Origin of the sequence: Phenylobacterium sp. (assembly GCF_036501465.1) — a bacterium.
Lineage (GTDB): Bacteria > Pseudomonadota > Alphaproteobacteria > Caulobacterales > Caulobacteraceae > Phenylobacterium.
On sequence record NZ_DASYAF010000119.1, the window covers coordinates 1 to 18,553 of the forward strand.

Below are 18,553 nucleotides of genomic sequence, written 5' to 3' on the forward strand. Positions count from 1 at the left end.
CGGTGAAGAACTTCGGGACCTTCGAGTACTGGTTCGCGCTGATCAAGGTCCCCGCCATCGTGCTGTTCATCATCCTGGGCGGCGCGGCGATCCTTGGCGTGGCCCAGCCGGCGGTGGGCTTCCACAACTTGACCGGCCTGCCCGGCGGCTTCGCCCCGCACGGGCTGAAGGGCATCTGGATGGGGGTGATCATCGGCATTTTCTCGTTCATCGGGGTGGAGCTGATCGCCGTCACCGCCGCCGAGACCCCCGACCCGAAGCGCGCCATCCCCGCCGCCCTGCGCTCGATGGCGCTGCGCCTGTTCCTCTTCTACATCCTGGCCCTGACCATCCTGGTGAGCTTCATCCCCTGGACCGACGTCGGCGCGAAGGTGGTGGCTGAGAGCCCGTTCGTCCGCGTGTTCGCCCACACCGGCGTGCCCTACGCGGCCGGGATCATGAACTTCGTGGTGCTGACCGCCGCGCTCTCCAGCATGAACGCCAACACCTACCTGACCGGGCGGATGCTGTTCTCGCTGTCGCGCGGCGCCTATGCGCCACGCCAGTTCGGGGTGCTGAACAAGGTGGGCGCGCCGGCCCTGGCCGTCGGCTTCTCGGGCCTGATGATCGTGGCGGCGGCCATGCTCTCGAAGCTGACGCCGGCGGCCTACAACTACCTGTTCGGGGTCTCGCTGTTCGGGGCGATCTTTGTCTGGATCATCATCCTGGTCAGCCACATCGCCTTCCGCCGCCGGCATCGGGCCGACGAGCTGCCGGTGCGCATGCCGTTCTTCCCGGTGCTGCAGATCGCGGGCCTGGTCCTGCTGGCCGCGATCCTGGTGACCATGGGGCTCGACACCGAGTTCTGGCAGATCTCCTGGATCGTAGGGGTGCCCTGGCTGATCCTGCTCTCGCTCGCCTATGTGGTCGGCAAGCGGCGCCGGCCCGCGCTCAGCGCGTCCTGAGCCAGACCGGATCGGTCTCCTTCGAGCCCTGGGCCTCCGAGGCGAGCGCGGCCTCTTCGCCCTTGTCGGCCTTCAGCACGCTGTCCCAGAACTGCAGCTGGTATTTGCGCAGGGTCGCGGCCCGGGCGCCCATCTCCGGATCGCCGGGCGGCGGATCGAAGTCGCCGTGGCGGAAGCCCTGCACCACCGCCGCGTACTTCCGCCCGGGCGGGCAGAGGTCGTAGGGCTTCAGCCGCCATTGCGGGGTCTCGCCCGCCGCGCCGAAATCCCGCGTGCCGGTGGTGGCCATGTAGGGCTTCACAATGCCCTTGAAGCTGTCGTCGTTCAGCGCCATCCGGCCGGGCCCCTGGCCGCTCATGCCGATGAAGCCCGAAAACCCCGTCGGGATCGGCGCGGCGGGCGCGGGCGACAGTTTCGAACCGGCCAGCACCAGGGTCGTGTAGCCGCCGAACGAGTGGCCGCTCATGCCGAGCTTGGCGGTGTCGGCGCGGCTCAGGACCGCCGGGTCGAGGCCCAGCTTCGGGTCCTTGAGCGCGTGCAGCAGGAAGCCCACGTCGCGCAGGCGGCTGTCGATGAAGAAGGGGTCGTCCAGCAGCTTGACGAAGGCGGTCTGCAGGTCGCGGTCGCGGGTCTGGCCTCGCGTCGCCAGGTAGCGGCGCATCACCTCGGCGTCGGCGGGCGGGACCTTGGGGTCCGGCAGCAGCATGGAGTCCGAATGGCTCGGGTGCAGCACCACATAGCCGTGGCTCGCCCAGACCTTGCCGGTGTTGTTGAAGGTGTTGAGCGAGCCGCCGAAGCCGTGGCTGAACACGATCAGCGGATAGCGGCCGGGCTTGGCCGGATGGAAGGCCCGCGTCGCAATAGTCCGCCCGCGAGCCGCGTCGACCAGGTTCATCCGCTCGACGGTCCCGATCTCGAACGGGCCGGCTTCCGGGCCCGGAGCGCCTTTGGGCGCATCGGCGAACGCGCGGCCGGCCAGCGGCAGGGTCGCGGCCAGCGCCAGCAGGTCGCGGCGGGCGAGGATGGTCGCGTCACGCAAGGCCATAGGGCTGCTCCTTGGGCTTCCAGTCGTTGATCATGCCGATCATGCGGTGGCCGGCGACATCGGCGCGGACCACGTTGCCGCCCCACATCCGCCCGAAGATCGGCACCTGGTAGCTGACCACGGTCTCGGCCGAGCCCTCGACCCGGCGGCCGTCGTGCAGGTCGGCCACGAAACGGCGCGTCTTCGACCAGGGCTCGATGTGGAACTTGTCCATCGGGGTGTCATGGCCGCCGAGGTCCAGGTCGCCGTAGCCGCGAGCCGGGCTCAGCAGGCCGATCATCCCGGAGTCGGCGCTCCACAGCATGGCGTAGGTGAAGGGCGTGGTGAACCTGGGCGCCGTCTGGGTCTGCTCGTGCGCCTTGCCCACGCCGCCGACGGCGATCGTCCTGCCGCCCGCCCGGATCGTCGCCTCCACCCGGCCGGTGTGCTCGAAGCGGCCCTTGGGCGAGCCGGCCAGCAACTGGCCGGGGTGGAAGACGCCCTCCACACTGACCGGCGCCGCGCCCGGGCCGTCGGTCCCGCTGGTTCCCTTGTGGGCCTTGAGCTCGGCGCTGAACGACATCGCCTTGAGTTCGGCGGAGGTCCCCAGTCGCGAGATCGACGCCCTGAGCCCGGGCGAGGGATAGGTGGCGCTGGGCAGCTCGGCGGTGATCTTGTCGGCGGAGCAGGCGACCTTGCTGTCGGTGAAGGTGTAGAGCACGCCGTTGGCCAGCAGATGCAGCCACACCCAGGTCGCCCCACGCTCCGGATAGCGCGAGATGCGCAGCGACAGGCCGTTTCGCGCCTCGGCGTCGAAATAGAGCACCATGGCCGACTCGCTCCAGGTCGGCTGGCCCTCCACAACACCCTTGCCGGGCGCGGCGAGGGCGGGCGCGCCGGCGGCGGCGAGCAGGCCTCCGGCGATCTGGCGACGATCGAACATCAGACGATCTCCGACTTGGCGGCGGCGATCCCGCCGGCGACGAAGCGGGCGAAGCGGCGCGCCTGGATCGAGGCCGGCTCCGGCGCCTCGGCCACCTTGTCGCCCAGCCGCGATAGCGCGCCGATGATCAGGGTGGCCAGCGTCTGGACCGCGCCCGCCGGCGCGGCGTGGGTCGCCTGCAGGATGGCGGCGAGGTCGCGGTTGCGGCGGTCCAGGCGCCTGCGCCAGGCGGCGAACACCATCGGGTCGCCGTCGGCCACGGCCAGCAGCTTGCGGATCCGGTAGCGGTCGCCCGCCATGCCGGTCAGATAGTGCTCCACGTGACGGGCGACCTCGGCTTCGAAGCCGGGGCCGGCGGTGCGGAAGATGGCGTCGAGGTCTGCGTCGATCTCGGCCCAGCGGCGCTCCAGCACCGCCAGCAGGGCCTCGCTGGCGTTGGCGAAATGGCGGTAGACGACGGGCTTGGCGACGCCGGCCAGATCGGCGATCCGCTGCATGGTCACCGACGCCAGCCCTTCCTTGAGCGCCAGGGCCTCGACCACGTCGAGCAGCTGGCGGGCGCGGTCCGGGTGGCGCATCCGCGCGGCGCGCGGCGGGGTCTGGACGAGGGTCGGCATGGCGCGACGCTCCGGCGGCTGGCAAAAGCTACGTTACGTAACAAATCAGCCGTTGGAAAGGCCCCGCCAGGAGCGCGATCCTTCCGCGCAGACACATCGGCGCAAAACCATGCTGCGAGGGCTCGACCTGTCGCTACGGGGCGCTAGTGTCGCGAGGCGTAGTCGAGGGCGGTCTGTGTTTCCGTCCTCGAGGGCATCGGGGAGCTTCCATGAAATCCGTACTGTTCGCCAAGTCCGCCCTGTTGGGTGGCGTCGCGCTGGCCCTGGCCTGGCAAGGCGCCGCCTTGGCCCAGGCGACCACCGCCCACATCACCACGCCCAAGGAAGCGCTGATCGGGAACGAGCCGGGCGACGACTACTATCTGGCCAACTACGACCAGGTGACCGCCTACTGGAAGAAGCTCGCCGCCGAGAGCGACCGGATGAAGCTGGTCAGCCTGGGCAAGAGCGTCCAGGGCCGCGACATCTGGATGGCAGTGGTCTCCTCGCCGGAGAACATCAGGAACCTCGACCACCTGCGCGACATCTCCAAGAAGCTGGCGCTGGCCAAGGGCGTCAGCGAAGCCCAGGCCCACGCCATGGCAAAGGAAGGCAAGGCCTTCGTCTGGATCGACGGCGGCCTGCATGCCTCGGAGGTCTCCAACGCCCAGACCCAGATCCAGATCGTCTACGAGATGGTCTCCAAGAACGACCCGGAGACCCTGCGCTTCCTGAACGACACGGTGATGCTCTACGTGCTGCCGAACCCCGACGGCCTGCAGCTGGTCGCCGACTGGTACATGCGCAAGTCCGATCCGAAGGCGCGCAGCCTGGCCGACCTGCCGGTGCTCTACCAACGCTACGTCGGCCACGACAACAACCGCGAATACTACATGTCCAACATGCCCGAGACGACGGCGATCAACCGGGCGATGTTCAAGGAATGGTATCCGCAGATCGTCTACAACGAGCACCAGACCGGGCCGCTGGGCGCGGTGGTCTTCGTGCCCCCGTTCCGCAATCCGTCGAACTATCACTACGACCCGCTGGTGCTGAGCGAGCTGGACGGGGTCTCGGCCGCGATCCACGGCCGGCTGATCGCCGAGGACAAGCCGGGCTCGGCGGAGCGCTCGGCGGCGCCCTATTCGACCTGGTTCAACGGCGGCCTCAGGACCACCGGCTACTTCCACAATGTGGTCGGCATCCTGACCGAGATCATCGGCAGCCCGACGCCGATGCAGCTGCCGCTGGTGCCTTCCAAGCAGCTCTCCAACCAGGACGAGCTCTATCCGGTGCCGCCGCAGATCTGGCACTTCAGGACGACCATCGAATACATCAAGACCATGAACCGGGCGACGATCGACTATGCGTCGAAGAACCGGGAAGACCTGCTCTTCAACCGCTGGCTGATGGGGAACAATTCCCTCAAGCGTTCGGCCACCGACAACTGGACGATCACGCCCAAGCGGGTCGCGGCGGTCGAGGCTGCGGCCAAGGCCGAGGGGCCGGTCCAGCGCACGCGCGGCGGCGACGGCCTGGGCGGCAACGGCGACCCCAACTCGGTGGTCGACGCCAAGCTCTACCAGACCGTCCTGCACGCGCCGGACCAGCGCGATCCGCGCGGCTACATCCTGCCGCCGGACCAGCCGGACATGCCGACCACCGTGCGGTTCCTGAACGCGCTCATCAAGTCGGGCATCGTGGTGGACAAGGCGACCGCGCCCTTCACCGTGGCCGGCAAGTCCTATCCGGCCGGCAGCTATGTGGTGCTGTGCGACCAGGCCTATCGGCCGCACGTCCTGGACATGTTCGAGCCGCAGGACCACCCGCAGGACTTCGAATATCCCGGCGGCCCGCCGATCAAGCCCTACGACATCACCGGCTATAACCTGAGCTACCAGATGGGGGTGAAGTTCGACCGCATCCTCGACGGCTTCTCCGGGCCCTTCCAGCCGATCGACGAGGTGATGGCGCCGCCGCCCGGCAAGGTGGTGGGCGCGGGCGCGGCGGGCTGGATCCTCGACCACGAGACCAACAACAGCTTCACCCTCACCAACCGGCTGCAGAAGGCCAAGGTCCCGGTCTTCTGGCTGAAAGCCCCGGTGACGGCCGACGGCAGGACCTTCGGCCCGGGCGCGGTCTGGGCGCCAGCCAGCGCCAAAGCCAAGGAGATCATCAGCAAGTCGGTGGGCGAGCTCGGCATCGACGCCTACGCCATGGGCTCGGCGCCCAAGGGCGAGAAGATCGCGCTGAAGACGCCGCGCATCGGCATCGTCGACACCTACGGCGGCCTGATCACCTCCGGCTGGATGCAGTGGATCGCCGAGCAGTTCGAGTTCCCCTACAGCCTGGTCTACGCGCCGGAGCTGGACGCCGGGAACCTCAACGCCAAGTACGACGTGCTGCTGTTCGTCGACGGCGCGGTGCCGGGCGGCGAGGGCCGCTATGGCGGCGGCGGCGGCCGTCCGCTGCCCAAGCCTGAGGACGTGCCGGAGAAGTACCGCAAGATGCTGGGCCGCTTTTCCAACGAGAAGACGCTGCCGCAGATCGAGGCCTTCGTGAAGGCCGGCGGCACGGCCGTCGCCATCGGCGGCTCCACGCGCCTGGGCGAGGTGATGAAGCTGACCGAAAACGGCCTGGTCGCGCCGGGCAAGGACGGCAAGCCCGCGCCGCTGCCCTCGACCAAGTTCTACATCCCCGGCTCCATCCTTTCGGCCCGCGTCGATAACAAGGACCCGCTGGGCTACGGCTTCGCCGACAAGGTCGACGTGTTCTTCGATAGCAGCCCGGTGTTCAAGATCGCCGATCCGGCGCAGGCCAAATCCGTCTCCTGGTTCGAAGGCGCCGACCCGCTGCGCTCCGGCTGGGCCTGGGGCCAGAAGGCGCTGGACGGCACGGTGGGCGTGGTCGACGGCTCCTACGGATCGGGCAAGGTCTTCCTGCTGGGTCCGGAGGTCGCCATGCGCGGCCAGTCGCAGGGAACGTTCAAGTTCGTCTTCAACGCCCTCGAATACGGCCCGGCGGCGGCCGGCAAGGCGCACTGATGACCGCGGCCAGCGCGCCGGCCGGGGGCCGCACGGGGGCGGGTCTCGGCCCGTCCCTCGCCATCGCCGGCGCGCTGTTCTTCATCACCGGGTTCTGCACTTGGCTGAACGGGCCGTTGATCAGCTTCGTGCGCCTGGCCTTCGGGCTCGACGACGTGAACTCGTTCCTGGTGGTGACCGTCTTCTACGTCTCCTACTTCGTCTGGGCCTTGCCGGCGTCGCGGATCCTGAAGCTGACCGGGCTAAAGAAGGGGCTGGCCGTCGCCCTGGCGGTCATGGCCGTCGGCGCGGGCGTCTTCGGCGAGTTCGCGACCCGGCGCTGGTATCCGGGCGCGCTCGGCGGCCTGTTCACCATCGGCGGCGGCCTGGCGCTGCTGCAGACCGCCATCAACCCCTACGTCTCGATCCTCGGGCCGATCGACGGCGCGGCGCGCCGCATCGCCCTGATGGGCATCTGCAACAAGGCCGCCGGCATCGCCGCGCCCCTGGTGCTGGGGGCCCTGGTGCTGGGCGGGATCGGCGATCTGTCGACGACGCTGGAGGGAAGCGCCGGGTCGGCGCGCGAGGCCCTGCTGAACAGCTTCGCCGCCAAGATCCACCTGCCCTACCTGGCCATGGCGGGGCTGCTGTTGGTGGCCGCTATCGGCATCCTGCGTTCGCCCCTGCCGGACCTGAAGGTGGCCGAGGCCAATCCGGAAGGCCCAGATGAAGGACGCAGCGGGCTCCACCGCAGCATCTTCAGCTTCCCGCACCTGTGGCTGGGCGTGGTGTGCCTGTTCGTCTACGTCGGCGTGGAGGTGATGGCCGGCGACGCCATCGGCGCCTATGGCCGCGCCTTCGGCCTGCCGCTGGACCAGACCAAGTTCTTCACCGCCTTCACGCTCGCCGCCATGCTGGCGGGCTATGTGAGCGGCCTGATCTTCACCCCCAAGCCGCTCAGCCAGCAGACCTATCTGCAAGGTTCCGCCCTGCTTGGGGTCGTGCTGGTCGCCGGCGCCTTCCTGACCAAGGGCTATGTCTCGGTGGGGTTCGTGGCCGCGCTGGGCTTCGCCAACGCCATGATGTGGCCGGCGATCTTTCCCCTGGCGATCAAGGGCCTGGGCCGGGTGACCGAGACCGGCTCGGCCCTGCTGGTCATGGGCATCGTCGGCGGGGCGGTGATCCCGCAGGCCTTCGCGATCCTGAAGCAGCACTACGACTTCCAGGCGGTGTTCGCCGCCCTGATGGCGCCGGCCTATCTCTACATCTTCTTCTACGCCTGGCGCGGCTACCGCGCCGGTCAGCGCGCCGTCGCCGCCGCATAGAGGGTCCGGACCGCCGGCGTGATCGAGATGATCAGGTCGGCCGGTGGCTGGGGCGAGACGAACACGAACAGCGGCCGGGCCGAGGCGGCGGCCTCCTTCTCGGCCTGATCGAGGATCGCGGCGTCATGGGCCGCCTGGTCCGGCGGCAGGGGCGTGCGCCGCTGCAGGGCGTCCAGCGCGGCCAGGCCGACCCGGGCTACAGCGGCCACCTCGGCGGAGATCGGCAGGGCGGCTTCCAGGTCAGGCTTTCCGCTGGCGATGGCGGCGAAGGCGGGATCGTTCTCCGCCCAGGCGCTGAGCTGGGCGCGCATCTCCGACACCTCGGCGAAGTCGCCCTTGGCGGCTCGGGCCGCGCCGGCCTCCAGCGCCCAGACCTCCGGCGCGTCGGTGGGGGCGGCGTCGGCCAGGCTGGTGAGGTCCTGCTCCGGCGGATGCACCACCCCCTTCAGCATGGCCAGGGTGGTGTGGTTGTGGGCGAAGTTGCGGGTGGGCGAGACGGCGGTGAGCAAGGTCAGCACCGTGCGCGCGTTCCCGGGCGCCAGCCGCTCGGCCATCCGCGCGCGGTTGGCCAGGTCCTGCAGGCCGAGCGTCTCCAGCTCGCGCTGCACCACCGCCAGGCGGCGTTCCATGTCGGCCGGGTCGCGCACCTCGCGCGGCGACCAGAACCGTTCGGCGAGCGCCCCGGCCCGCGGCCACAGGCGCTGGTCCAGCATCTCGTCGGTCACCAGCTCGGCCCAGATCGGCCCTTCGCCGCCCAGCACCAGCTTCTGCTCATCCGGCGTCAGCGGCGGCAGCGGCTTCAGCTCCAGCGGCCGCGCGGCGTTGGCCAGCAGCGGGTTCAGGGTCTGGGCGCGCGCCACCTCGGCGGGCGTGAAGCCGTCGGCCTGCAGGTCGAGCGGATCGACGGCATAGTGCGTCGCCGCGGTCTCCAGGTGGTCGAGGTAGTAGCCCGAGGAGACGACGGTGGGATGGCCCGCGCGCACCGCATCGGCGATGGGGTTGGAGAAGCGCCAGACTTCGACGATCACGTCCTTGGGCAGCGGCGCGGCGGCGATCTCGTCCCAGCCGATCTCGGTCTTGCCCAGCCGCGTCAGGATCTCGCGCGCCCGCTTGTGGAAGGCGGCCTCCATCTCGACCCGCGACTTGATCCCGTTGGCGGCCATGTCGGCGACGATGGTCGGGTCCTTCATCCAGGCGGCGTCGCTCACCTCGTCGCCGCCGATGTGGAAGTTGCGGTCGGGGAACAGGGCGGTCATCTCGCTGAGCAGGCCGTCCAGGAATGCGTAGGTCTTTTCGTTGGCCGGGTTCAGCGCCGGATTGGCCGCGGCCAGCGGCTGGGCCGGATCGGTCTGGGCGGCGAGCTCGGGATAGGCCTGCAGGATCGCGGCGGTGTGGGCCGGCACGTCGATCTCCGGCACGATCCGCACGCCGCGGTCGGCGGCGTAGGCCACCAGGTCCTTGATCTCGGCCTGGGTGTAGAACTCGCCATGGGTCGCGATCTGCGTCAGCTTCGGATAGCGCTTGCTCTCGATCCGGAAGCCCTCGTTGTCCGACAGGTGGAAGTGCAGGACGTCGAGCTTCACCCGCTCCATGGCGTCGATTTGGCGCTTCACCGTCGCCACGCTCATGAAGTGCCGCGAGGTGTCGATCATCACCCCGCGCCAGGGGAAGCGCGGCTCGTCGTCGATGCGCAGGTAGGGGATTTCGGCGGGGCCGGGGCCGGAGCCCACGAGCTGGCGCAGGGTGGCCAGGCCGTGCAGGGCGCCGGCCGGGCCGTCGGCCTCGATCCGCACGCCATCCCCGCCGACATGCAGCCAATAGGCTTCTGCGGCCTTCGAGGTGAGATAGCCCGCGTCCTTGGCGTCGCAATGGATCTCCAGCGCGGGGCCGGGACCGCGACCCAGGGTGCGCAGCCGGGCGACATCGGCCTGGAAACGCGCCACCGCCTTGCCGGTCAGGGGCTGCCGGCAGCCGGTGGCCTTGACCCTGAAGGCGCCGGTGAGCGGCAGGGCGCCCGTCTCGACCGTCATCGACCGGGGCTTCGGCAGCAGGACGGGCTCGGCGGCGGCGGCGGCGGTCGCGAAGGCGAGGGCGAAGGTGATGGCGGCAAGGCGAAGCTTCATGGCCGCACCGTCGCGCGGTAGGGCGGCTTCGATCAAGGGCGGTGCGAATTCCGTGTCCCGGAACGTCGCCAATTCGCCGGAGCGGTCCCGCCCCGCCGGGGTTCAATAGGCCCCAGCCAGGGGAGCGCCGCCATGTCATACCGGGGTCTGACCGCCATTCGCCGGACCAGCGGCCTGGCGCTTTCGGCGCTCTCCCTGGTCCTGGCCGCCCCGCCGAACGTCCAGGCGGCGACCGCGCCCTGTTGGGTGGAGGCGCCCTCGATCCTGCCGGCGCCGCCGGTTCACAGCGACATCATCGGCGGGCGGACGGTGCTGAGCTTCATCCCGCCGCACCCCAAGGGGATCGTCTACCTGTTCCACGGCACCGGCGGTTCGGAGACCTTCGCCACGCGCCTGCACACCGTGCGCGTGCTCTCGGCCCTGGTGGCGGCGGGCTACGGCTACGCCGCCTCAGCGTCGCTGGACCGCACCGGGGTGAAGCGCTGGGACGTCTCCAGCCTGGATCCCAAGGCCAACCCCGACGTCGCCTACATGCTCGCCCTGCACAAGGCGCTGATCGACAAGGGCGCGATCACCGCTGCGACGCCGGTCTTCACCATGGGCATGTCGAACGGCGGGTCCTTCGCCAACCTCTACGCCACCGCGGCCAAGCAGCAGGGCCTGCCGGTGGTCGCGGTCGCCGACTACATGGGCCCGTTCCCCGCGCCGATGCGCGACCTGCTGAAGGACGCCCACGCCCTGCCGCCGACGTTCCTGGTGCTGTCCGAGCACGACGGCCTGGTCGACGCCAAGCGGGTCGGCGAGATCGCGGCTCAGCTCGAAAAGGCCGGCGGCAGGATCGAGACGCACCTCAACCTCGAGCACAGCGTCTGCCCGGCGACCTTCGCCCTGGTCCCCGGCCTCAGCCCCGCCCAGCGCGAGGATCTGGTGGCGAAAACCCTGCCGGCGGCAGGCCTGATCGACGCCCACGGCATGCGCGGCGTCTTCACCGACAAGCCGGTGATAGACCGCGACGAGCTGCTCGAACTCTACCGCCGCACGCCGGGCGGGGCGCAGAGCCGGCTGATCGCCGATGAGCTGATCATCGCCTGGGCCGGCCACCAGATGCGCTCGGAATACGCCGCCCGCCAGGTCGCCTTCTTCGATGCGGCGCTTGCGGCCAGGAAGTAGGGCGGTTTCCGGCGCCGCCTAGCGGAATTCCCCAGCCGCGTCGTTGAGGCGAACGACGATCCTTCATAGCGTTTTTGGACCGACCGGTCGGTCAAGGACCGGCTCAGGCGCGTCGCATGGAGGGCGCGCGCAAGAGAGGCGCGACGGCTCCGCCGATCCGCCCAGCATAGGGGGAAGATATGCGTAAGGCGCTTTTCGGCGTGGCCTCGGCGCTGGCGATCACATCGATCCATGCCACGCCGGCCATGGCCCAGAGCAACACCACCAAGGCCACGAACGACACCACCGAGGTGGGCGAACTGGTGGTCACCGCGCGCAAGCGCAACGAGCGGCTGCGCGACGTGCCGATCGCCGCCAGCGTGATCGGGGTCGGCGACATCGAACAGCGCGGCGGCCTGCAGGGGGTGAAGGACCTCGTCACCACCATCCCCAGCGTGGCGTTCGGCGACACCTCGACGCCGCTGACCTCTGAGATTTCGATCCGCGGTTCGGGCACCAGCCGCGGCACCAGCGCCGACTCCGGCGTCGGCCTCTACCGCAACGGGGCCTATGTGGGCGGCGGCGCCCAGGGCGGGCGCACCTACAGCCGCTTCGACCTGTTCGACGCCTCGCAGATCGAGGTGCTGCGCGGCACCCAGGGCGCGCTCTACGGCCGTGACGCGGTGGGCGGCGCCATCGACATCATCACCGCCCGGCCGACCCAGACCGAGAGCGGCTATGTCTCGGTGAAGGGCGGCAACAAGGACTACGGCGAGGTCGAGGCGGTCATCAACCATCCGCTGACCGACCACTTGGCCCTGCGCCTCAGCGCCGATCTGATGGACCAGTCCAAGGGCTTCTTCTTCAACCCCGACCTGGGCAACTACATCGACGCCCAGGCGACCCACGCCTATCGCGCCCAGCTCCGCTACGAGAACGGCGATTTCGACGCCAACCTGATGGCCGAGCATTCGAGCGACAAGTACCCGGCGCTGAACCTGCAGCTCTTCGTCTACCCCAACGCCACCGAGCCGAACGGGGTGTTCATCGAGCCCAAGTTCTCCCGGCCCGGCAATTTCGAGAACGCCGACCGCGACGAGGTGAACGACCTTGAGTTCACCTCGCACTACAAGTTCGGCTTCGGGACCCTGACCTGGATTTCCCTGTGGCGCGACCGCAAGGACGTGCAGCAGTTCGACAACGACCTGCTCGATCCGACCCTGGCGGCCGAGATCGTCGCCGACGGCCTGCTGGCCAAGGGCGCGGCCCCGGGCGAGATCAACGGCACCCAGCAGAACCACGGCCACACCCGAAGCTTCAACCAGGAGCTCTACATCTCCGGCGACTTCGGGCCGCAGTGGAAGTGGCTGGCGGGCGCGGAGTACGTCGACCTGGATGATTCCGACGTGATCACCGCCACGCGGACGCCGACCAAGGCCAACCCGTCCACCGGCACGGTCTCGCCGTCGGCCCAGACGCTGAAGTCCTGGGCCGCCTACGGCAGCCTGGAATACGACTTCATGAATGGCTTCAGCGTCACCGGCGAAGCGCGCTACACCGACGACGACAAGACCTTCTCCGCCAACCAGTTCGACTTCGGCACCGGCGTCGCCAACCCCGGCAAGCTGGTGGACGCGACCTTCAGCCCCACCAACACCTCATGGGACCTGACCGGGGCCTACAAGTTCAGCCCCGAGTGGATGGCCTATCTGAAGGCCGGCACCGGCTTCCGGGCGGGCGGGTTCAACGCCAACCTGGGCGTGCCGCAGCAGCCTATCCCGATCCCGGTCAGCTACGGCAACGAGAACACCCTGTCCTATGAGGTCGGGGCCAAGGGCAACATCACCCGCGAACTCTATGTGACTGTGGCGGCCTACTACACCGACGTCGACAACCTGATCATCCAGACCGACAACGGCTGCCGGGCGACCAACCCGGTCTGCGCGCAGGCCGCCACGCCCTTCGCCACCGACGGCGGCAAGGCCAACGTCTATGGCGTGGAGGCGGAAGCAACGATCAACGTCGGTCTGGCGGGCGGGACCCTGGCCGGCACCTTCGGCGCCTCGACCCAGGACGGCAAGATCACCAGCGGCATCTTCAACGGCGATATCCCGCCGCAGCTGCCGCACTACCTGACCTCGGCGAACATCGACTACAGCCACCCCGCGCCCATGGGCTCGACCGGCTTCTTCAACCTGGTCTACAGCGGCCGCTTCGGCGGCGTGCAGGAGATCGCCCAGACGCCCAAGCTGCACCAGTACCAGCTGTTCAACACCCGCCTCGGCGTGCGCAAGGGGCCCTGGGAGCTGTCGGCCTTCGTCAACAACCTGTTCAACACCACCTACATCGCCTTCGAGGCGGCCGCCTCGCGGCGCTGGAGCGAGCCCAGGACCTTTGGAGGCCAGTTGATCTACAAGTGGTGAGGGATTTCGCGCCGCAGCGCGGCGCGCGGGGCCCGGCGCTTCCTCCCTGTCCGGGTCCCGTCCTTTCCCCTGAAGTCCGCAGCCGGGGGTCAGTCCCGCAGTACGGCGCGGAGCGCCAGGCGCGCGATGTCCTGCCCCGCCGCCTCGGCCGTCACCCGCCCGCCGGGCCGGCGCCAGCGGTTCGTCCACATGACCATGCCGATGATCGAGAAGGCGGCGGTGGTGATATCGATCCCCTCGACCAGCCGGCCCTCGGCGCGCAGCTCGCCCAGCGCGCCGCGGATCACCTCGTACAGCCGGCGCAGCCGGGCCTCGATCTCGGCGCGGCGCGCGTCCGACAGGCCGATCAGGTTCTCCACCAGGGAGGTCACCGGATTGCCGATGTCCGACTCCACCCGGCTGATGTTGGCCACGTGGGCGCGGACCAGGGTCGCGATCCGCTCGGCCGGATCGGCGACCGCCAGCGCGGGCTCGATCACCTCGCGCTCCAGCCGCGCCACCCCGTCCTCGACGATCAGGGCCAGCAGGCCTTCCTTGCTTTCCACGAAGTGGTACAGGCCAGGCTTGGTCAGGCCGACGGCGTCGGCGATGTCCTGCATGGAGGCGCCGTCGAAGCCCTTTTCGACGAACAGGCGCGAGGCGGCGATGCGGATCTGCCGTTCCCGCGCGGCGCCTTTTTCGGCTCGTGGAAGGCTGCGGGCCGATGGCGCCATTCCGGGGTGTCTCCTGGCGGTGTCCTGCGGCGTCTTTCGCCCCTTGCAGGGACGCCAGAATGGACGGAAATTCAAGGTCTTGCAAGCTATTGAGCGGTGCTTTGGAGCGGGATGAAATGGCCAGGAAAGCCGGCGGGAATCCGGGATCGGAAGCAGGGTTCGGACCCATGGCGCGATGGCTGCCCGCCGCGCTCATCCTGGCCGCGGCGGCCACGCCTGGACCGGCCGCGGCGCACATCGTGCGCGGCGAGGCGATCGGCTTCGTGAGCGGCTTCCTGCATCCGATCTCCGGCCTCGATCACATCGTGGCCATGGTGGCGGTGGGGCTCTGGGGCGCCCAGCTCGGACGGCCGGCGATCTGGCTGCTGCCGGTGACCTTCCCGCTGGTGATGGCGGTGGGCGGCTTCATCGGCCTGATCGGCGTCCACCTGCCGGGCAGCGAGATCGCCATCGCGCTTTCCGGCGTCTGCCTGGGCGCGGTGGTGCTGGCCGAACTGAAGCCGCCGCTATGGACCGCCGCCGTGCTGGTAGGGCTGTTCGGGCTGTTCCACGGCTACGCCCACGGCGCGGAACTGCCCCCCGGCCAGAACGCCCTGCTCTACAGCCTGGGCTTCGTGATGGCGACCGGCCTGCTGCACGCCACCGGCATCGCCATCGGCCTGATCCACCGCTGGCCGTGGGGCCGCCTGGCGCTGCGCGGGACCGGCGGCGTCATCGCAGCCTGCGGCGGCTTCTTCCTCTGGACGGCCCTGGCCGGCTGAGCCCTAGCCCTTCGGCGGCGTGAACCAGATGGGGGACGTCCAGGCGCGCTCCTGGATCGTCGCCGGCGCTGCCTTGGGAATCGGCAGGTGGTTGGCGATGGCCAGGTGCGTCGTCCAGCGCGCCGTCGGGATCTCCAGCACCCGGGCGTAGTAGACCGCCGCGACCTTGGGATTGAACGTCGGGTCCTTCCAGACCGCGGTCAGCGTCGCCGCCCCGATGGTGTTCTTCACCAGCCCGGTGGTCAGGTCGACGGTGTTGCCGACCACGGGCGCCTTTCCGGTCTTCGGGTCGACCTTGCGCCCGCCCGACAGGGCCACGTCGAAGACCTTCTCCTTGTAGGTCTTGCCGTCAAGCCACACCTTGATGATCTGGGCCCGGTCGAGATTGGCCCCGTCCGGGTCCTTCATCGCCTGCAGAATGAAGCGTGGCGCACCCTTCGAGGCGCCCGCCGCCGGCAGGTCCGAGCCTTGCGGCACGCCCTTGGCATAGGCGGTTTTCACCCAGCCGGGCTTGGCGGTGATGCCCGGCGCGAAGTCCCAGCCGCCGAACATCCGCACGCGGATGCGCGTGCCGGTGGTGGCGAAAGTCTCCTTGCGCTTCAGCGCCGCGAAGATGGACTCGCGGGTGTTCTGCTCAGCCCAGACCCCGGTGATCCCGGCGCCCACGAACTGCAACGGATTGTTCTCCGCCTGACCGTTCGGCCGCACACGGACCTCGCCTTCGGCCTCGTTCATGCCGAGCGCGATCCGCGCCGCCTGGCCGGTGGGCAGCATGGTCTTGCGGTCCAGGCCGCTGATCCGGCCGGCGAAGGCGTTCTCGTCGCTCACCGTCAGTCCATTGTGGATATCCGAACCGCCGGTGACGCCCATCTTGAAGGGGTTCGCGCCCACCTGGCTCTGGATCACCAGGCCCCGGCCGTAGCCTTCGCGGACGAAGGAGCCGTGCCACTTCGTCTGGGTCTCGCCCTTGTAGATCCGGTCCATGATCTCGAAGTTGGCGAACTCGTCGTTGGGCGACAGCTCGGGCGCGGTGTCGGACGTGCCCTTGGTCTGGGTGATCTCCACCAGCGGCTCGTTCAGCGCCTGCTCCTGGGCGTAGGCCTCGTCGATGGGGCGGCCGTTCGACATGTTCCAGTCGAAGTCGTGACCGTCGCTGAGGTTGGCGTTGTGCGGGATCGCCAGCACCTGGATCCCCTGCTTGCGCACCGAGTCGAGGTACTTCCACAGGTCCTCGGGGTGGTTCGAATCCACGGCGGTGAAGGGGTTGGGCGCGTGATCGGAGTCGAAGATCACGTTGCGGTGCATGTGGATGCCCTGGCCCGGCGAGGCGGTCCATTCGTAGGCCACGAAGGTGGTGAACTTGCCGGGCTCGTAGTTGGCGTTGGCCGCCTGCATCTCGACGTTCCAGCCGTCCGCCGCCTGGGCGGCCGCCTTCATGTCGGCGACGTCCTGCCCCTCGCCGCCGCGCAGCGCCGCGCCGGCGCGGAAGAAGGCGCCCTGGCCGCCGCCGGAGACCTCCTTGCCGATCGTCGTCTTGGAGAAGGCGCTGCCCGGAATGTCGAGCTGGGTCATGGCGCCCAGGAATTCGGAGTGGTCGGTGACCGCGGTGAAGTCGAGCGGCCAGGCGCGCTTGGCCGGCACGGGGCCGGACACCTTCAGGCCCTGTTCCTTGGCGACCTGGAAGGCGGGCACCATCACCGTCTCGCCGCGCGCGAACTTGTAGGCCTGGTCGGGCGTGACCTTGGTGCCGAACGTCCAGGCGTCGAAACTCATCACCGTGTGCAGGTGAAGTTCGCCGAAGAAGGCCCGGCGATCGGCCGGGTCGGAGGTCGCAGCGGCGGCGCTGGCGTGGGCCAGAACGGTGGGCGCGCGGTGCTCGGCGCCGGCCCTCGCCTGGGCGTGCGGCCAGAACGCGACGGCGGCCACGGTGGCGCCGCCCAGGGCGACCAGCGCCGTGGTGGTGATCAACAGACCGCGATGGGCCATGGAAGCCTCCCTCAACATCTTTTCGTTCACACGGCGCGCGCGCCGTAGCGCCAGATCCAGCCCGCCAGCAGCAGGCCGGTGGCGGCCAGCCAGCTACCGCCCACCCTGACCGCGATGATCATCCACAGCCGCGTCAGCGGCAGGGTCAGCGAGGCGGCCAGGGCGAACAGGGCGAAGACGCAGGCGCTCATGCCGATCAGCGCGCCCGTATGCGGCAGGCTGGGCGCGACGCCCGCCAGGTCGGCCAGGCCGCGCGTGACCCCCAGGGCCGCGGCCGCGGCGGCGACCAGGCGCGGCGCGAGTTCGGCGTTGGCGGCGAGCAGGCCGCCGATCGCCAGGAACAGGGCTGCGGTGACGGCCGACAGCGCCACGGCCGGCAGGCCCGCGCCCGCCATGGCCAGCCCGCCGCCGGCGATCCAGGCCAGCGGCAACACGCCCAGCACCAGCCGCGAGTGGGCCTGGCCGCGCAGGCCGGCGTAGAGGCCCAGCGCCGCCACCGGCAGGCTGTCCTCCGGCGAAAGCCCGAAGTGGACGATCCCGTCATAGATCGGGCCCATGCCGCTGGCGTTCAGGTGCGCGCTGGCGACGCCCGGCAGGGCGCAGGCCGCGGCGGCGAGCGCCAGGATGGAGAGGGCGGAGCGCGCGCGCATCACCAGGCCCCCAGCGCCACGGCGGCGTACTGCACGGTCCACATCGCGCCCAGCGCGCCGATGGCGTAGGCCGGCAGCCGCAGCACCGGTTCGGGCCAGCGGATCGCCATCAGCCGGAACGCGCGGCCCAGCGCCAGCACCAGGCCCAGGAAGGTGAGCTGGCCGATCTCCACGCCGACGTTGAACAGCGCCAGCGCCGGGACCAGTTCACCCTTCGACAGGCCCAGCGTCGTGAGCCCATTGGCGAACCCCAGCCCGTGCAGCAGGCCGAAGGCGAAGGCCACTACCCAGGTATGGCGGATGGTCAGGCTGGTCTCGCTGCGCGCAGCCCGGATCGCCTCCGGCGCCACGAACAGGATGGAGAGCGCCACCAGGGCGTTCAGCAGCGCCACTGGAAGCTGGATGTGGCCCAGGGTGGCGATGGCCAGTGTCAGGCTGTGGGCGGCGGTGAAGGCGGTGACCGTCTTCAGCAGCATCCAGCGGTCGCGCACGATCAGCAGCAGGCCGAGCACGAACAGCAGATGGTCGATGCCCAACGCGATATGCTGGATGCCGAGCCTGAGATACGTCCCGGCCCGCGCCCAGCCGCCACCCCCGCCACCGATCGTGACCGTCGTGTCGGTGGCGCGGGCGAGATGGGTTTCCTCGCGCCCGTCGAGCTTATGCAGCCGGACCAGCACGTCGGTCAGCGTCATCTCCAGCCCGGCAATGGCGACCGGCTTGCCCTCCAGCCCATCCGGGCAGGCGAGGTGGAAGCGGGTCAGCATCGCGCCGGGCAGCAGCTTGCGGTTGTCAGCCCCGGCGAGCATGCACTCCGCCGGGAAGACCGGGTCCATGCGCAGCGCATACTCGCCGTTCGCCGGCTGCTTCCACAGCACATCGTATTGGCCGCG

Annotated in this window: 14 protein-coding genes; 6 read left to right on the plus strand and 8 right to left on the minus strand. The window is 69.7% G+C overall.

The window, feature by feature from the left end; all coding sequences use genetic code 11:
• Positions 1-944: amino acid permease (locus VGL85_RS12795; RefSeq protein WP_331589331.1), on the plus strand; the 944-nt coding region annotated here is incomplete at its 5' end.
• Here VGL85_RS12795 and VGL85_RS12800 read toward each other — a convergent pair.
• From VGL85_RS12800 to VGL85_RS12810, 3 genes are read right to left on the minus strand one after another with little or no spacing between them, the layout of a single operon-like run.
• Positions 931-1,989: a hypothetical protein gene (locus VGL85_RS12800; RefSeq protein WP_331589332.1), complete on the minus strand. Its 1,059-nt coding sequence runs from the start codon at positions 1,987-1,989 to the stop codon at positions 931-933. The two genes, VGL85_RS12795 and VGL85_RS12800, sit on opposite strands and share 14 nt — an antisense overlap.
• A complete protein-coding gene (locus tag VGL85_RS12805; protein WP_331589333.1) occupies positions 1,976-2,911 on the minus strand; it encodes a hypothetical protein in 936 nt (311 codons plus the stop codon). The genes VGL85_RS12800 and VGL85_RS12805 overlap by 14 nt, the downstream gene beginning before the upstream one ends.
• Positions 2,911-3,528 carry a TetR/AcrR family transcriptional regulator gene (locus VGL85_RS12810; RefSeq protein WP_331589334.1) on the minus strand — a complete coding sequence of 206 codons (618 nt, stop codon included), beginning with the start codon at positions 3,526-3,528 and terminating at the stop codon, positions 2,911-2,913. Before VGL85_RS12810 ends, VGL85_RS12805 begins: the two co-directional genes overlap by 1 nt.
• A gap of 209 nt (positions 3,529-3,737) precedes the next feature.
• Here VGL85_RS12810 and VGL85_RS12815 point away from each other — a divergent pair, with 209 nt between their 5' ends.
• Positions 3,738-6,551 carry a M14 metallopeptidase family protein gene (locus tag VGL85_RS12815; protein ID WP_331589335.1) on the plus strand — a complete coding sequence of 938 codons (2,814 nt, stop codon included), beginning with the start codon at positions 3,738-3,740 and terminating at the stop codon, positions 6,549-6,551.
• On the plus strand, positions 6,551-7,855 hold the full coding sequence (locus VGL85_RS12820) for a sugar MFS transporter (RefSeq protein WP_331589336.1): 1,305 nt from the start codon (positions 6,551-6,553) through the stop codon (positions 7,853-7,855). Before VGL85_RS12815 ends, VGL85_RS12820 begins: the two co-directional genes overlap by 1 nt.
• On the opposite strand, the gene VGL85_RS12825 is transcribed toward VGL85_RS12820, so the two are convergent.
• Positions 7,831-9,978, minus strand: a complete 2,148-nt coding sequence (locus tag VGL85_RS12825; protein ID WP_331589337.1) for a beta-N-acetylhexosaminidase — start codon at positions 9,976-9,978, stop codon at positions 7,831-7,833. The genes VGL85_RS12820 and VGL85_RS12825 overlap by 25 nt on opposite strands.
• A 132-nt stretch (positions 9,979-10,110) precedes the next feature.
• On the opposite strand from VGL85_RS12825, the gene VGL85_RS12830 reads away from it, so the two are divergent.
• Entirely contained in the window at positions 10,111-11,148 is a 1,038-nt protein-coding gene (locus VGL85_RS12830) for a hypothetical protein (protein WP_331589338.1), read from the plus strand.
• Between the two features lie 179 nt (positions 11,149-11,327).
• Positions 11,328-13,550 (plus strand): TonB-dependent receptor, encoded by a 2,223-nt coding sequence (locus VGL85_RS12835; protein ID WP_331589339.1) that lies wholly within the window; start codon positions 11,328-11,330, stop codon positions 13,548-13,550.
• A gap of 89 nt (positions 13,551-13,639) precedes the next feature.
• Here the strand turns inward: VGL85_RS12835 and VGL85_RS12840 are convergent, their stop codons facing one another.
• Complete coding sequence (locus VGL85_RS12840; RefSeq protein WP_331589340.1) at positions 13,640-14,263, minus strand: TetR/AcrR family transcriptional regulator; 624 nt, start codon at positions 14,261-14,263, stop codon at positions 13,640-13,642.
• Between the two features lie 167 nt (positions 14,264-14,430).
• Here VGL85_RS12840 and VGL85_RS12845 point away from each other — a divergent pair, with 167 nt between their 5' ends.
• Entirely contained in the window at positions 14,431-15,024 is a 594-nt protein-coding gene (locus VGL85_RS12845; RefSeq protein WP_331589341.1) for a HupE/UreJ family protein, read from the plus strand.
• 3 nt (positions 15,025-15,027) lie between these two features.
• Here VGL85_RS12845 and VGL85_RS12850 read toward each other — a convergent pair whose 3' ends face one another.
• The 3 genes from VGL85_RS12850 to VGL85_RS12860 all read right to left on the minus strand — a co-directional run.
• The gene (locus VGL85_RS12850; RefSeq protein WP_331589342.1) at positions 15,028-17,010 is read right to left on the minus strand and encodes a DUF3604 domain-containing protein; all 1,983 of its coding nucleotides are present in this window, start codon (positions 17,008-17,010) and stop codon (positions 15,028-15,030) included.
• 26 nt (positions 17,011-17,036) lie between these two features.
• Positions 17,037-17,660, minus strand: a complete 624-nt coding sequence (locus tag VGL85_RS12855) for a HupE/UreJ family protein (RefSeq protein WP_331589343.1) — start codon at positions 17,658-17,660, stop codon at positions 17,037-17,039.
• Positions 17,660-18,553 (minus strand): HupE/UreJ family protein (locus tag VGL85_RS12860; protein WP_331589344.1); only part of this gene is annotated, 894 nt, incomplete at its 5' end. The genes VGL85_RS12860 and VGL85_RS12855, both read right to left, overlap by 1 nt.

Coding starts and splice junctions, on each gene's coding strand:
- VGL85_RS12850 (WP_331589342.1), bottom strand. CDS start 17,010: ATGGCCCATCGCGGTCTGTTGATCACCACCACGGCGCTGGTCGCCCTG.
- VGL85_RS12855 (WP_331589343.1), bottom strand. CDS start 17,660: ATGCGCGCGCGCTCCGCCCTCTCCATCCTGGCGCTCGCCGCCGCGGCC.
- VGL85_RS12830 (WP_331589338.1), top strand. CDS start 10,111: ATGTCATACCGGGGTCTGACCGCCATTCGCCGGACCAGCGGCCTGGCG.
- VGL85_RS12810 (WP_331589334.1), bottom strand. CDS start 3,528: ATGCCGACCCTCGTCCAGACCCCGCCGCGCGCCGCGCGGATGCGCCAC.
- VGL85_RS12825 (WP_331589337.1), bottom strand. CDS start 9,978: ATGAAGCTTCGCCTTGCCGCCATCACCTTCGCCCTCGCCTTCGCGACC.
- VGL85_RS12840 (WP_331589340.1), bottom strand. CDS start 14,263: ATGGCGCCATCGGCCCGCAGCCTTCCACGAGCCGAAAAAGGCGCCGCG.
- VGL85_RS12815 (WP_331589335.1), top strand. CDS start 3,738: ATGAAATCCGTACTGTTCGCCAAGTCCGCCCTGTTGGGTGGCGTCGCG.
- VGL85_RS12800 (WP_331589332.1), bottom strand. CDS start 1,989: ATGGCCTTGCGTGACGCGACCATCCTCGCCCGCCGCGACCTGCTGGCG.
- VGL85_RS12820 (WP_331589336.1), top strand. CDS start 6,551: ATGACCGCGGCCAGCGCGCCGGCCGGGGGCCGCACGGGGGCGGGTCTC.
- VGL85_RS12805 (WP_331589333.1), bottom strand. CDS start 2,911: ATGTTCGATCGTCGCCAGATCGCCGGAGGCCTGCTCGCCGCCGCCGGC.
- VGL85_RS12835 (WP_331589339.1), top strand. CDS start 11,328: ATGCGTAAGGCGCTTTTCGGCGTGGCCTCGGCGCTGGCGATCACATCG.
- VGL85_RS12845 (WP_331589341.1), top strand. CDS start 14,431: ATGGCGCGATGGCTGCCCGCCGCGCTCATCCTGGCCGCGGCGGCCACG.